Below are 13,779 nucleotides of genomic sequence, written 5' to 3'. Positions count from 1 at the left end.
CCTCACGATTCTCCTGTGTTCTGTTTCTAATTCTTATTTATCCTGCCCGAAAAACTTTCTCATCATAACAATCCGCTCAAGGATTTCCTGCCTGAATTTTTCAACATCATTCGTCCGTTTGCGCACACCAGCTGCTGCAGCATGTCCACCTCCGCCAAACGTCTGCAGAAGTTTGTTTACATTGATCCATTTTCCATCAGACCGGAAGGAACAACGCCAGCGATTTTCTTCTTCCTCATACATGGTAAAACATCCTGTTTCTTACTTCCACGCCTTCCAGATATCCGGCTGATATCCAAGAGTGGATTGTTTTCCATTACGGACAACCGGTGTCTTAATCACCTGCGGATTTTCCAGTACCTTCTCAAGTTTATCTTCCTCTGCAATATACTTAATGAGCGCAAGCAGATCCTTATCCTTGCCCTCCCAGTTGATCATATTTTCCAGTCCACCATTTGCCTGGGCAACTGAATTAAATTCGCCCTTACTCATGCCCTTTTCTTTCATATCAATAAACTGAAACTTGATCCCACGTTCCTTAAAGAAACGTTCTGCTTTCTTTGTATCATTACACTTCTTTGTCCCAAAAATCTGTACGTTCAAATCAATTCTCCTTATCCATTGCCATATGTATCATTTTCTCAAAGGATTCTCTAAAATGCTCATCATCCTCCGATGTTCGTTTTCGTGGTCCTTTTAAATGATTCTTTCCGGATGCCCTTCGTGCTTTCTTATTCAGATGCCGTTCCATAAGCATCTGGTCAATATTTTCATTGGTATACCATTTCCCGGATTGATGAATCGCATACGCATTTTTTCCTAATGCCATTGCAGCCACACCGTAGTCCTGTGATACAACAATATCGCCTTTATGGCAAATGCTGATCAGTTTATAATCCACGGCATCTGCTCCGGCTCCAACTACGATCACTTCACTGTAATCAGAAGATAACACATGATTGGTATCACACAACAACGTTACAGGAACACTGTGCTCTTTTGCAACTTTTTCAACAATACCAATTACCGGACAGGCATCTGCATCAACAAAAATCTGCATATCTTCTCCTTTAATTACACATAAATGGCGTACGAACCTCGATGAGATTACCACTCGGATCATACAGCCTTACAAGCTTCTGCCCACCTGCAAGTTCTGTTAGTTCAGTGGCATATCGGACGAAATACTTACCGGATTCATATTTTGCAAGCAATCCATCTATATCAAAATCCTCGAAATACAATTCCATCATGTTATTGAATGGCGTAGAAGTTTCATTCAATGTTTTCCCCCATACGTCGGCATCCTGCAAAACAAGTCCCTCCGATAAGATCACATTACCTTCATTCTTAAGAATCACTTGCAGTCCAAATAAGTCTTTATAAAACTCTATGGATTTTTCTATATCATCCACCACGATCAGTACGTTTTTCAGCATATCCGTCACCTCACAATCCGCTTTGAGTCAAGCGAATATTCGCAATCCGCATGCGGTTAAATAATCTTTCCAGACAAATGATCAATTTCATGCTGGCAAATCTGTGCTGTCCATCCTGACAATTTCTGGCGCTGTTTTTTCCATTTGAAGTCATAATACTCTACTTCTATTTCCTGGTATCTGGTCGTCTTACGAACACCATCCAGCGACAGACAGCCTTCTTCTGTCTCATACATGTCACGTTTTGAAACAATCACCGGATTGAACATCACAACATTTATGAATCCCATATTCACAATGATGATATTCTTCTTTACACCAATCATGTTCGCCGCCATACCAACACAACGTTCTCTGTTCGCCTGCAGCGTATCCTGCAGATCCTTTCCAACCTGGATGTCAGCTTTCGTGGCCGGTTCAGATGGCTGGCCTAAGAAGAAAACATCTCTTACTATTTGTTTTACCATTTACTTTCTCCTGTACTCTAATTCTTATCTATCTTGACCAGAAATCTTTCTCGTCATAACAATTCGCTCAAATATTTCCTGTTCCTCTTTCATTGTTCCAATATTTTATTATCTAACACCACTTTACAACTTTTTCATAAAAAAATATCGTACAGGACTTTCTGATGTATAATGAATTTGACCCAAAACATTACAAAGGAAAGTGACCTTGTACGACAAAAACATTATACAACGAAAAAACACTGATTGGTAGACTTCATCAATATTTTTTGATTTATTTTGAAACTTTTTCTGTTCCGACAGCAGATACCTTATTTCTGCTGATATTATCCATACTGACCTTGTGTTATAACCTTTCATCTGCCAGTCCTCCTTGGATTTTTCTTCTTTTTTGATGTTATCATCTTACAATAAATGGCTGTGTGAAAATCCCGACAACCAACTGGTTCTATGGCGGGGATAATTGGGTCCTATGGCAGATTAAACGCTGATTAAAGGCCTTTAATTGCCAACTAAACTACGAAGAATTCCAAAATCATGTTGCAGATTTGGAGGCTTCCATTCATGCCACCGATAATAAGATTCAACAAACGAGGCTGGCAATTCAAAATCAACAAGTAATTCAGAAATACTGTGAAGTCTATCGGGCCTGTCGTGACATCATACGTGCTCAGAATTTGGTATTCACAAACTTCCGTCGGCTGAAAAACTGCAGCGCCAACAGATGGAACTGGAAGAAGAACTGTCCTCAGCAAAAAAAGAAAAGCAGGATCTCCAGAAGCAACAGAATACCCTGCATATAATTGAACAAAATTTTGATGCTATGATCCGCAAAGCTGGTATCAAGGTTCCGGAGAAAGCGCCTTCACCAAGAATCTTGAGCTCTTAAATGCCAAAAAAGAAAAATTAAAATAAGCCATAACGCAACGAAAGGCAATGAACCATTTCTGACTCATTGCCTTTTCCTTTACATACGCTGTAATTGATTGACGACACTTTCTGTTCTTCGAATAGCTTCTTCTACCTGTCTTTTTGCATTATTGATTCGATCCTGGACCACCCAGTCCACAACAAATCCATCAAAAAAATAATCCGCAAAAGAAAGAAAATCTCCAGTATCGATATTCAAGTTACATACCATGTTTACATCATTTAATTCTCTACTGAAATTACGAAGATCATACTTTGCCTGTTCCATATTCCGTTTGGCCTGATCAATTCTAGAATGTTTTAGCATCGTAGTGAAAAAACCACCGCCAAACATATCTACCAGTCCCCAGTTCTTTGCACTGTTTAAATTTTCTTTTGCTGCCTGAAGACTGTTCAAAGCTCTACGTCCAGCTTCAATTGCTTCTCTTTTTTCTTTTTCAATATCATATCCCATTCGTTTTCTCCTCCTGATCGATTATGAATGTGACGTCACCAATGCTATAATGCCGCCGACAATCAACAATGGAAAAGCAATGTACATCAGTCCACCTACAACCATACCAATCAATATCACCGGGAAGAAAATAACTGTGCAAAGTAATTTCATAATTCCCCAGGATGCTCTTAACCCAAAAGCAAAAAATTTTCCAACAAACCAAATCATACAAATTGCAAATAATAACGATAACATTTTTTTACTCCTTCTGAAACTCATTCTTATATGTATCTTTCATTTTTTCTGTTCTTTTTCTGCTAAATATTCAGATGTGTTCTTTATGCCAAGCTTATTACTGAATGCCGGATTTTTCTCCATCTTTTCTATTATCCGGATTAATCGAATTCGCTGTGCCGCTTCCATCTGATCACCCCATTTATATTCTGTTTTTTTGTTGATATTGTCACTATAACAAATTTATTTTTCATAATACACATCCACCATGAGGAATTGCATCTTTATATTTCTCGAATTTTGAGAATTCTGTCTTTATATTTCTCTGCACGAATTGTTTCCTATCTATGCTGCCTCTTTTATAATAAGCATATCCGAGCAACATCATAAATTATTATTAAAAGGGAGATTATGCTATGCGAATTGAAAACTTGCAAAATGAAAACAGAAAATATGCGAAAAGTATCGAAAACTTCCATGTGCTTGAATATGTGCAGGATGCCAGCGTTTCACCTATGAATGCAATGAATGAGTATTTCATGAGTAAAATGCATGTCAGAAGAAGACAGGTTGTTATTGATATTGATAAAGACCATTCAGCTGTTATCCAGGCTGGTGCCATGCAATGGATGGGTGGTAATGTACAAGCCACATCTGGTGTAAAAGGTATCGGAGATTTCCTTGGAAAGGCACTCAAGGGTGCGGTTACAAAAGAAACCGCAGTTAAACCGGAATATGTTGGTGAAGGCTATCTGGTATTAGAACCGACATACAAATATATTATCCTTGCAGACATTGGCAAATGGGGACCAGCCGGAATGACAATTGAAGATGGCATGTTCCTGGCTTGTGATGCAAATGTAAAAAGTAAAGTTGTAGCCAGAAAGAACCTTTCATCAGCAGTATTAGGTAGCGAAGGTCTGTTTAATCTGAGTTTGCAGGGAAATGGTGTAGCTGCACTGGAGTCTAATGTTCCCGAAGATGAATTGATTGAAGTCATATTGGAAAATGATGAACTGAAAATTGATGGAAACCTTGCTGTATGCTGGTCATCAAATCTTGAATTTACCGTAGAAAGATCTACAAAAACACTTGTCGGATCTGCAGTTAGCGGAGAGGGTCTGGTAAATGTTTATCGTGGAACAGGACGGGTACTGATGTGTCCGGTCGCACCGACAACTTCCTTATTTGAGTCCACTAACACCATGGCAGCTAAAGCTGCTGCTAAATCCAGCAATACATTTGGAAAATAAGTGTAAAATACATTCTCTTGTAACCCAACAAACGCCGATATAGGATTATAAAAATCCTGCATCGGCGTTATTAATTGTGATCATTTTATTTTCTTTATTCAGATGAACTGCTTATCATCAATGCAAATTTTTAATTCTTTTCAATTCCATCTGGCATATGATCTTTCTCAGTTATTTTTCGAATGACCCGGCATGGATTTCCAACTGCCAAACTATACGGCGGAATATCTTTTGTTACAACACTCCCTGCACCAATTACACACCCTTCTCCTATGGTGACACCACCGCAAACAACCACATTGGATGCCAGCCAGCAACTATCCTTTATAGTTATTGGCTTCGCATATTCAAGATTATAAAAACTTCCATCTTCTCTTTTCCTAATATTGCGTTCTTCAGGTAATAATGGATGCATAGGAGTTGCCAATGTAACATTTGGACCAATCATCACATTATCGCCTATATGTATTTCACATACATCTAAACATGTAAAGTTAAAATTAGCAGAGCTGAATCTTCCAAAGAACGTATTACATCCGTAATCAAAATAAACAGGCGCCTGTAAATAGGGGAGTTCCTCTGTTGCTGGCAATAATTTCCTCAATATCTGTGCTTGTTCTTCTTGATCATCTTCTTCTGTCGAATTGTATTTTCTTGCTAATTTACGTGCATTCACGCGTAATTGCTCCAATTCTTTATCCGTTGGATCGTACAACTCTCCACTTAGCATTTTTTCTCTTTCAGTCATTTTCGATAACCTCCAAATTCAAAGTTATAAATATCAGTTTCCCCACTCTCTCATGGTCTGCAATATTTTATCTAATGCTTTTGCACTTTCCGTCATCAAATACGGACATAGCCATAACCATATTATCTACTTTTAGATCACTGGAAAAAATATCCATCGCAGAAGGTATCTGTTTAAAATTAATTTCAATAATTTCTTCATAGTTCTCTTCTGCAAATCTTTCAACTATATATGTTTTTCCTGTTTGTCTGGCTCCCTGAATTACAAGACATTTTTTGTTTTTTGAATCTACCCATTTTTTATGTAATGCGTCACTTTTCTTTTTAACATAAAACATCTCCTGTTACCAAATAATATTTTTATCAAGAACAACTTTGTAACATTTTTAATTACTATATTTCTTTTATCATCAACATTTTAGAATATTATATCATTGATCAATATATATTAAATGACTTTTTCCATTTCATACAATCTCTTCTGAAGCTCCGGTTCAAAGAAATTCTACATTCCTTCATCAAAGCTTATGAAAGGCTTCTCCATATCTTCAGTTGTGAAAATCAGGGCATTTTCGTTACTTTTCTTAACCGCACAGTCTGTGAAATTTTTAAATTCCTTATCAGTGACCGGCTGCTGCATATGCTTAACATCAAACAATACTTCTGTGTCAACCAGACTGTTTCCTGTTCAGGGTTTATTTGAACTCCAATATTAATATTACCATCTGTGAATAATATTATTTCATTTTTCATCAATAAGACCTTACACATTCTACCCTATCACACTCGCACCAAATGGCATGAAAGAGAGTCTTGCCATCTTGAAGAACTGCTTTCCAAATGGAATTCCAACTATCGTAATGCACCAAATACAACCCACTATCAGGTTTCCAAGTGCCATTTCCCATCCAAAAAATATAATCCATATAAGATTTACCAGAAATGAAAACATGCCATTTCCATACACGATTTCTTTTCCAAACGGCCAAAATGCCAAGGTTGCAAATTTAAAACATTGCAGACCTACCGGAATTCCAATAATTGTAATACACCATATGCAACCTGCAAAAATCCATGCCAGTCCGCCCAGTAATCCTCCAAATATAAACCAAAGGATATTACCTATAGTTCTCATGACAACATCTCCTCATCCAATGTCTAATATTCTTTTGCAATTTCCTCTGTTATCTCATATATCTCTTTGAATTTTTCTAAGTCCTCTGGAGATCTGATCAGCATGATTTCTTCGATTTTTCCGGTCCGTATGTCTTTGAACCCTGCTACTTCTTCTCCAGTACAAATGCTTGCACGAATAACTGGTTTCATATGTTCTCGGTCATATGTTTTTTTCACGATTTTCTTTTTAAATAATCCCATGCTACCTCCCCATCTCCGAATATCTTCGGTAACAAGATCAACTATCTAATTCCTGGAACATTTTTCTGCATCAATCGCAAGTACGAACATCAACGCATCCAATGCATTTCCTGGATCCTGCACATCAATAACATATGTATCAGTCATATGAAACAGTTCTTTACTAACCCGTGCAATTGAATAACCGCTTTGATTAAGAATGCTATAGTCCCATTCCATAATGGTTCCATCAATATGCCATCCATTGTAATCAATATTATAATGTGGCGTCAGGAATGAGAATTCTTTGCTCAGGCATCCGATATAACTGCCGTTTTTATAAATTTCAAATTTAGGAAGAAAAGTAAGTACTTTCTGAACAACCATTCCTACTTCATTTCCATAGGCATCATAAATTACAAGTTTATGTCCCCAGGACAACTGGCCTTTTACTACATAAACAGTGTTGCCTGCTTCATCATAGATATCATAGCTGTCAAACCATGAAAACAGCCTTTGTTTAAACAATAACTTCATAACTTTTCACCGCTCTCTCCAACAGATATAATTGGTTCTTTATAAGTATCATAATACCATGCCGGAACACCTTAAAAAATATGTAAATCGAAGAATTAACTCATCTTATTTCACGGATTATGATAAAACACATATTACCAGCTATAAATCTCTACTTGTTCACAAAAAGATATAAAAAAGACCATCTACTGCTTGTTTACGGTAAATGATCTTTTCATTGCAATATTTAATTAAATATCATACTGAGCCGATTGTTCACGTATCAATTTACATGTTTCTCATTGTATTGCTCGCCCTATTATAAATACAATTTGTTTTCCTTCCTACTGGAACAAACCTTTTTCATTTTCAGTCCAGCGATAAAACTGACAAGCTTACTGTAATTTCTTGCTTTCTTCGGACAGACTGCTACACAGTGCATACAAGAAATACACTTATCCTTATCGGTCATCTTCGGATTGTCCAACGGAATGGCACCTGCCGGGCATTCTTTTGCGCACAGACCGCAGGAAGTGCATTTTCCATTTGCAACAGGTTTGAGTGGAACACCACCATATTCTCGATATGGTCTGTTTCCCGGAAATGCAGGTGTCCTTTGTGCTTCGCTGTTTTGCATAATCTTTGCGGCAAATTCCAGCAATTCCTTTTCATCCTGCTGATCCGGGCGTCCGGTTCCAAATTGGTGCATCAGGGAATGCTCTGCGACTGCCTCCATTCCTGCGATACATACAAATCCTGATGCCTCCAGAACATCCTGTAGTTCCAATAGAGTATCATCAATCATACGGTTTCCAAATACTGCCACAAGAATTGCTTTCGTACCATCTGCCTTTACTTTGCGGAACATATCCGTTACAACTGATGGAATGCGTCCACCGTAAGACGGTACAGCAACCAAACATAGGTCCTTTTTTTCAAATTTCACCTTCATGAGTTTATTTGGTTCTTTAATTAGGTCGATTTCTTCAGCATCCAGCTTCGTCCCTTTCGCAACAATATCTGCTACTTTCTCTGTACCTCCTGTCGGGCTGAAAAATATGTTATAAAATCTCATAATGATCCTCCTACTGATTCCGATTTGTTTATTGTCCTTTTATAACGGTTGACCAATTGTTTTCAATAGTCTTTATATGTTTGAAAGGAATTCTTCTATCAAACTATTTATCATCTCCGGTTTATCTGTATTAGAATTATGACCGGCCCCTTCAATCCACTTTAAAGGAATTTTCGTTTTTCGATGCCATTCTCTGTTATACCTTATGCATGAACCGGCATGATCCTTTGTACCACATATCAACAGGGAAGGACATTTGATTTCATATGGCAGATCCTTTTCCATTGCCTCTGCCAGAATACGAAATCCATGCCCGGCAATTTGGGCATAACGATGCTGATCACCATCATAGACCAGCATCATTTCCTTCATCAGATTTCTGCCATACTCAGAAGTTGCAACTCCCTCAGTTCCGGATTTCAAAAGCAACTTCCATGGGTAATGTGCATATACTGGTTCCATTTTTTTCAGAAGCCAGATCTCCACTGCTGTCACATAGTTCCTCTGCAGCGGTGCTGAATCAATGGAAATAAAACCTGCCAGCCGGTCAGGATACAATTGTGCATAAGCCTGTCCCACATATCCTCCCATTGATTGACCTATTATAATTGGTTTTATGATTTCTTCTTTTTCAAGAATCCCATTCAGCCATTTTGCCTTATCAAACAGATCAAAGTCAAAGCGGAACGGCCAGGAAGAGGCATGAGCCGGTGCATCCCATACAATAATATTATATTTTCCATCGAAGTACTCAACCTGTTTATCAAATAATCTATGGTCAGCAGTCAGCCCTGGTAAAAATACAAGCGTCGTTGTATCCAAACTCAGATTATTTGACCAATAGTGAATTGTTCCGCAAGGAGTTTGATATGTACTTTCCTTCAACAAATCCACCTCCGCAATTTTCATTTTTCTCAGTTACACAACCTGAAAAACTTTAACTATTTTCATATTGGTTTTTTATATCAAATACAGTCTGCTACATCTCATCCGGCTTTTGACCATCGTGGGCTTTCCATTGACACTCCGTCAATTTCATATCTGTAAATACCGCTTTAAACGATGAATCTTCCGGACTGCATGCATAAATTCCAAATTTGATTTTTCCTGCACCAGCCCACATATGACAAATCCTCATTTGCTTAAACCGTATTCCATCCTCAGAACATTCAATGCAATAATCATCTTCACGTCTACTGAGACGATACCACATAGATTTAATCTCTGCATCAATTTCCGTAGTTGCCCAATCTGAATATCCATTGTTTGTCACAACACTTCCCAGGTGCTGAAAATTGTCATTCTCATATTCTATAGAACCTTTCAACCAATTCTCACTGTCAAGATACATAACCACACCGCACTGATCAAAGCGATGATGGCTTTCCTTAAAATCTGTTTTCACCATAAATGAAAAAAACTTTTCCTCTGTTTCTATCTGCAAAACCGGAGCATTATCATTGCGGAAATGATAGTAAGTTCTTTGCCACAAATCAGTTCCAGGCTGTGTGATAATCTCAATTTTGTCATCTGTCAGCGTGTAATCATCAGGTTCTCTCGTCCACTTAAAATCTTTTATATTCATCTCATTATCCCTCCAAATTCCGATTTCACGACATCATTTCTAATACAGATTTTACCGTACTTTTTAATCTCAGTCCATCCTTTATACCCAGGCGATAAAAAAACTCTTCTGTCTCTGCTCCGCTGGCAAATATTTCATCACAATACTTCGTAAGCACTTCCTCTTGTTCCGGAGACAGTGTTTCCAAAAGCTTCTGGTATTCCTTCTCTATATTTTCATTAAATGGCTGTGTATCTTGATTTGATTTACATTCAGAATATGCTTTGCTCATACGATTGGAGAACATCTTATCAACAGACTCCTCTACGTCTTTTGACATCTTTGAGGGAGACTCTTGCTTTTGAACTTTTTCGTTCTTCGCTTTTTCAAGTGTTGACTCGTCAATATAGTGAATAATTTCTCTCAGATTTGCCTTCATAGATTGCAGGTATTGGTGCTAGAATATAAATAGTACAAACCAAAATGAGAAATTCCAAATACACATAAGCATGATACAATAGAGGCATGCTGAAGGAAGATCTCATATGGCAAAGCAACATGACAAACAATTTAAACTTGATGCAGTCCAGTACTATCAGGATCACAAAGATCTCGGAGTACGTGGATGTGCAGAAAATCTTGGCATCGGATACAGCACATTAACAAAATGGCTAAAAGACTTCCGGGAATCAGGTGATATTCCTGTTCGTGGTTCTGGTAATTATGCATCTGATGAGCAGAAGGAAATTGCCCGTCTCAGACGTGAATTACGTGATGCCCAAGATGCACTTGATGTGTTAGAAAAAGCAATCAACATTCTGGGAAAATGACGGAAGCCATTTATCTTGAAGTGTCTGAGAAGACGGAAGCTGCCAAAAAGGCTGGACGTCGGGTTTCCGTCTTCGGAATGTTGAAATTTTTAGGTGTCTCTCGCTCAGGATATCTTGCATGGCTCCACCACGTACCTTCTGATACAGAAAAACGTCGTAAAGCTGTAAAAGCAAAAATACAGGATATTTATGATGATTCCAAGGCTCCTTCTTAAAATATATAGATTTCACAAATCCCTATCGATATATATTCTTCTGTCATAGATGTATAAAGATTTTGCACAGTTCGTTTTTTTCATAAAACTTATTCTGTTTTTCAACTTCTGTGATATAATGCTTTATTATAATAATTCCCATGAACAGAATAAGGTGAACCAAGTGAAAAAGAAAACACTTGTGCCTCTTATCACTTTTTTACTGGGCATATGCCTTATTAGTTTGATTGTATACAAAACAGACACCCACGAAAAAGAGCAGAGACACATAACAGCACAATTAAACGTAGCCACCTATGGCGAACAAATAAAGAATGAAATTACAAATGGAATTGAGATCACAGATACCTTGAAGCAAATCTTAATAAGTGAAGATGGCGAAATCCGTCAGTTTGAAACAATTGCAGGAAATCTTATGTCTGATTCTATTGAAAGTGTACAGCTCGCTCCTAATGGTGTTGTTACAGATATTTATCCGGCTAATGAAAATGAGGCAGGTAAGATTGATTTGATCCATGATAAAGACCGCGGAAAAATTTCCTGTTACGCAAGAGACAACCATACAATCATTACGCAGGGCCCCTTCAAATTAAAACAGGGAGGATATGGAATTGCAGTCCGCAATCCCATATACCTGAAAGATAAAAACGGACATGAGTATTTCTGGGGATTTACTATTGTTATCCTGCGTGTTCCGGATATTTTTTCAGATTCAATCAGTGCACTTTCAAATTTTGGATACGAATACAAAATTTCAAAAACAGACGCTCCATGGAGTGATACTTATAAAGTGGTTTATCAATCAGATGGGCAAATAAATCGTCCTGTTTCTTATACATTTACAATAGGAGACGAAAACTGGAAATTTGAAGTAACTCCTAAAAGTGGATGGAGAAATGCCACATTACTGGTAATCATCATCGGAATTTTTCTTACAATAAGCCTTCTCCTGTCAGTTCTTACCAGAGTATGGTTAGTAGCAAAAGAACATAAGAAAAAGTTTCAGATACTGGCGCGCACAGACTCTCTTACAAATATTTATAACCGCTATGGATTTGATGAATTTGCAGAAAAAATGATTCAAAAAAATCCAAAAACACATTTTGTGGCTGCGCTCCTTGATATCGATGATTTCAAGTTTATTAATGATATCTATGGACATAATTACGGAGACAGGGCACTAAAGAATCTTGCAGACAGCATGAAGACTTTTTTCCCATCCGATGCATTACTTGGAAGAAATGGTGGTGACGAATTCTGCATTCTTTTACCAAATTGTACCTTTGCAGAAGCAGATATACAGCTGCAGAAATTCACCAAACTTCCTAAATCATTCTCATACCATGGTAAGGAACATGCATTTTATATTTCTCTAGGATATGCAGAATATCCAACATTTGCATCCAATCGTTCACAACTCATGCGCTGCGCAGATGCCGCTCTTTATGAAATAAAGCTTCATGGAAAAAATGGATGTATGGTCTACAGAGAAGGACTTCCGTCAGGTGCCCGCAAACAACTTGGATTCGCATTCAAGGATATCTCTGAACATCTTCCAGGTGCATTCATCATATACAGAGCTGACAAAGAAGATGATGAACTAATTTTTGCAAATGATGAATTTCTTCATATGTCCGGATATAAAGATATAGATGAACTGTTCAGACTTACTGAGAAAAGTTTTCGCAACTTGATTCGTGAAGATGAACAGCAACAGATAGAATCAAGTATCTGGGAACAGATTGACAACGGCAATGAAAATGACTATACTCACTTTCATCTTCGAAAAGCTGACGGAACTTATTTTTCTGTTCTTGATCATGGAAGAATTGTAGAGAGCCCGCAATACGGGAAAGTATTTTATGTATTGTTCATGGATTGGGAAGATATGCATATTCGTTACAATGATAAATTCGCAAGATAAAATATTGCAAAAAACAGAGCGTATGATCTATTTTCATATAATGTTTATGTCGGCAAGCTCTATCAAAAGGAAACCGACTTTATTGCTCAGAGAAGCAACGAGAAGTTTTATATTCAGATCAGCGACAACATTTCCGGGCAGTAAACATTTGAGAGAGAATGCTTTCCTCGGCTTCAGATTCGAGATGCTTATCCGAAAATGATTATTGCTAGAACCAAACATCCCCAATATAGCTATGAAGGAATCGTAATTTACGATATAGCCGATTGGTTACTACAAGAATAAGCAAGGCGAAATATCTCCAGCATTCTCTTTTGAAATGATGGAGATATTTTTATTATGACGGAGATTGCAGATGAATTCAGACGAAGCATCCTATGAAAAGAGTTTTATATGGATGTACTGAACTGTGATCCGATGTCTTTTGACAAGGAATGCAAACTGACTATTTGGTGGCTACACCCCCCAAGCCCCTGTAGAATAAATAACGCCAGTACTGGATATCAAAAATCCCGCACCGGCGTTATTTATTAAAATATTTTGTTTTTTAATCTTCAACACTCTCTACTGAAACTTCTTTTTTCTTCCTACTTTTACCAGAAATCATCTTGTGTCCTGTATAAATAGCCATAATCATGCAAAGCAAAGAACTTGCTGCAAAGTACTTATGGCCTTCTTTTGATCCCTTATAACCTGTATAAAAAGTTCCAAGCATTGTAATCAGTGCACCGATAGACCAATATTTATGTGATTTCATTCAGATACCTCCTGCCGTTTTTCTTAATCATATACC

The 13,779-nt window shown here is 37.6% G+C and carries 22 protein-coding genes and 1 pseudogene; 6 read left to right on the top strand and 17 right to left on the bottom strand.

Features of this window, described 5'->3' with window-relative positions:
* Positions 1-33: 33 nt before the first annotated feature.
* From LKD46_RS07220 to LKD46_RS07200, 5 genes are read right to left on the bottom strand one after another with little or no spacing between them, the layout of a single operon-like run.
* Positions 34-243, bottom strand: a complete 210-nt coding sequence (locus LKD46_RS07220; protein WP_110103036.1) for a DHHA1 domain-containing protein — start codon at positions 241-243, stop codon at positions 34-36.
* An 18-nt stretch (positions 244-261) separates the two neighbouring features.
* The gene (locus LKD46_RS07215; protein ID WP_019163300.1) at positions 262-603 is read right to left on the bottom strand and encodes an arsenate reductase family protein; all 342 of its coding nucleotides are present in this window, start codon (positions 601-603) and stop codon (positions 262-264) included.
* Between the two features lies 1 nt (position 604).
* Entirely contained in the window at positions 605-1,060 is a 456-nt protein-coding gene (locus tag LKD46_RS07210) for a YaiI/YqxD family protein (protein WP_015526463.1), read from the bottom strand.
* A gap of 10 nt (positions 1,061-1,070) precedes the next feature.
* Positions 1,071-1,439: a VOC family protein gene (locus LKD46_RS07205; RefSeq protein ID WP_015526464.1), complete on the bottom strand. Its 369-nt coding sequence runs from the start codon at positions 1,437-1,439 to the stop codon at positions 1,071-1,073.
* Between the two features lie 56 nt (positions 1,440-1,495).
* Positions 1,496-1,906, bottom strand: coding sequence for a peptide deformylase (locus tag LKD46_RS07200; RefSeq protein ID WP_015526465.1), 411 nt, complete (start codon positions 1,904-1,906; stop codon positions 1,496-1,498).
* A gap of 724 nt (positions 1,907-2,630) precedes the next feature.
* Here LKD46_RS07200 and LKD46_RS07195 point away from each other — a divergent pair.
* Positions 2,631-2,795 carry a hypothetical protein gene (locus LKD46_RS07195; protein WP_158526437.1) on the top strand — a complete coding sequence of 55 codons (165 nt, stop codon included), beginning with the start codon at positions 2,631-2,633 and terminating at the stop codon, positions 2,793-2,795.
* 78 nt (positions 2,796-2,873) lie between these two features.
* On the opposite strand, the gene LKD46_RS07190 is transcribed toward LKD46_RS07195, so the two are convergent.
* Together LKD46_RS07190 and LKD46_RS07185 are read right to left on the bottom strand one after the other, a co-directional pair.
* Positions 2,874-3,290 carry a hypothetical protein gene (locus LKD46_RS07190; protein WP_110103035.1) on the bottom strand — a complete coding sequence of 139 codons (417 nt, stop codon included), beginning with the start codon at positions 3,288-3,290 and terminating at the stop codon, positions 2,874-2,876.
* 21 nt (positions 3,291-3,311) lie between these two features.
* On the bottom strand, positions 3,312-3,527 hold the full coding sequence (locus tag LKD46_RS07185) for a hypothetical protein (protein WP_110103034.1): 216 nt from the start codon (positions 3,525-3,527) through the stop codon (positions 3,312-3,314).
* 395 nt (positions 3,528-3,922) lie between these two features.
* Between LKD46_RS07185 and LKD46_RS07180 the strand changes: the two genes are divergently transcribed.
* On the top strand, positions 3,923-4,759 hold the full coding sequence (locus tag LKD46_RS07180; protein ID WP_110103033.1) for an AIM24 family protein: 837 nt from the start codon (positions 3,923-3,925) through the stop codon (positions 4,757-4,759).
* 130 nt (positions 4,760-4,889) lie between these two features.
* Here LKD46_RS07180 and LKD46_RS07175 read toward each other — a convergent pair whose 3' ends face one another.
* The 9 genes from LKD46_RS07175 to LKD46_RS07135 all read right to left on the bottom strand — a co-directional run bounded on the left by LKD46_RS07175 (position 4,890) and on the right by LKD46_RS07135 (position 10,456).
* Complete coding sequence (locus LKD46_RS07175; RefSeq protein WP_114002502.1) at positions 4,890-5,507, bottom strand: sugar O-acetyltransferase; 618 nt, start codon at positions 5,505-5,507, stop codon at positions 4,890-4,892.
* 67 nt (positions 5,508-5,574) lie between these two features.
* Entirely contained in the window at positions 5,575-5,844 is a 270-nt protein-coding gene (locus tag LKD46_RS07170; protein ID WP_059086557.1) for an AAA family ATPase, read from the bottom strand.
* A gap of 434 nt (positions 5,845-6,278) precedes the next feature.
* Positions 6,279-6,641, bottom strand: a complete 363-nt coding sequence (locus LKD46_RS07165) for a YccF domain-containing protein (protein ID WP_059086556.1) — start codon at positions 6,639-6,641, stop codon at positions 6,279-6,281.
* A gap of 23 nt (positions 6,642-6,664) precedes the next feature.
* The gene (locus LKD46_RS07160) at positions 6,665-6,883 is read right to left on the bottom strand and encodes a hypothetical protein (RefSeq protein ID WP_015526477.1); all 219 of its coding nucleotides are present in this window, start codon (positions 6,881-6,883) and stop codon (positions 6,665-6,667) included.
* Positions 6,884-6,928: 45 nt separating this feature from the next.
* Positions 6,929-7,399 carry an LURP-one-related/scramblase family protein gene (locus tag LKD46_RS07155; RefSeq protein ID WP_021650109.1) on the bottom strand — a complete coding sequence of 157 codons (471 nt, stop codon included), beginning with the start codon at positions 7,397-7,399 and terminating at the stop codon, positions 6,929-6,931.
* Between the two features lie 298 nt (positions 7,400-7,697).
* Complete coding sequence (locus LKD46_RS07150) at positions 7,698-8,453, bottom strand: 4Fe-4S binding protein (protein ID WP_021650110.1); 756 nt, start codon at positions 8,451-8,453, stop codon at positions 7,698-7,700.
* Positions 8,454-8,525: 72 nt separating this feature from the next.
* Positions 8,526-9,338 carry an alpha/beta fold hydrolase gene (locus LKD46_RS07145; protein ID WP_044960374.1) on the bottom strand — a complete coding sequence of 271 codons (813 nt, stop codon included), beginning with the start codon at positions 9,336-9,338 and terminating at the stop codon, positions 8,526-8,528.
* A 94-nt stretch (positions 9,339-9,432) separates the two neighbouring features.
* A complete protein-coding gene (locus tag LKD46_RS07140) occupies positions 9,433-10,038 on the bottom strand; it encodes a DUF1349 domain-containing protein (protein ID WP_021650112.1) in 606 nt (201 codons plus the stop codon).
* 25 nt (positions 10,039-10,063) lie between these two features.
* Positions 10,064-10,456, bottom strand: coding sequence for a hypothetical protein (locus LKD46_RS07135; RefSeq protein ID WP_021650113.1), 393 nt, complete (start codon positions 10,454-10,456; stop codon positions 10,064-10,066).
* Between the two features lie 106 nt (positions 10,457-10,562).
* Here LKD46_RS07135 and LKD46_RS07130 point away from each other — a divergent pair, with 106 nt between their 5' ends.
* The 4 genes and pseudogenes from LKD46_RS07130 to LKD46_RS07115 all read left to right on the top strand — a co-directional run.
* Positions 10,563-10,847: a transposase gene (locus LKD46_RS07130; RefSeq protein WP_021650114.1), complete on the top strand. Its 285-nt coding sequence runs from the start codon at positions 10,563-10,565 to the stop codon at positions 10,845-10,847.
* Positions 10,844-11,062, top strand: a complete 219-nt coding sequence (locus LKD46_RS07125; RefSeq protein WP_021650115.1) for a hypothetical protein — start codon at positions 10,844-10,846, stop codon at positions 11,060-11,062. The genes LKD46_RS07130 and LKD46_RS07125 overlap by 4 nt, the downstream gene beginning before the upstream one ends.
* A gap of 163 nt (positions 11,063-11,225) precedes the next feature.
* Positions 11,226-12,986, top strand: a complete 1,761-nt coding sequence (locus LKD46_RS07120; protein ID WP_084449113.1) for a diguanylate cyclase domain-containing protein — start codon at positions 11,226-11,228, stop codon at positions 12,984-12,986.
* Between the two features lie 36 nt (positions 12,987-13,022).
* Positions 13,023-13,271 (top strand): annotated as a pseudogene (locus LKD46_RS07115) (ATPase); the annotation flags it as partial.
* A 262-nt stretch (positions 13,272-13,533) separates the two neighbouring features.
* On the opposite strand, the gene LKD46_RS07110 reads toward LKD46_RS07115, so the two are convergent.
* On the bottom strand, positions 13,534-13,743 hold the full coding sequence (locus LKD46_RS07110; protein WP_008392833.1) for a DUF6219 family protein: 210 nt from the start codon (positions 13,741-13,743) through the stop codon (positions 13,534-13,536).
* Positions 13,744-13,779 lie beyond the last annotated feature (36 nt).

Source organism: Blautia fusiformis, from assembly GCF_020686995.1.
GTDB lineage: Bacteria > Bacillota > Clostridia > Lachnospirales > Lachnospiraceae > Blautia_A > Blautia_A fusiformis.
This window is presented reverse-complemented; position numbering and strand designations above follow the sequence as displayed.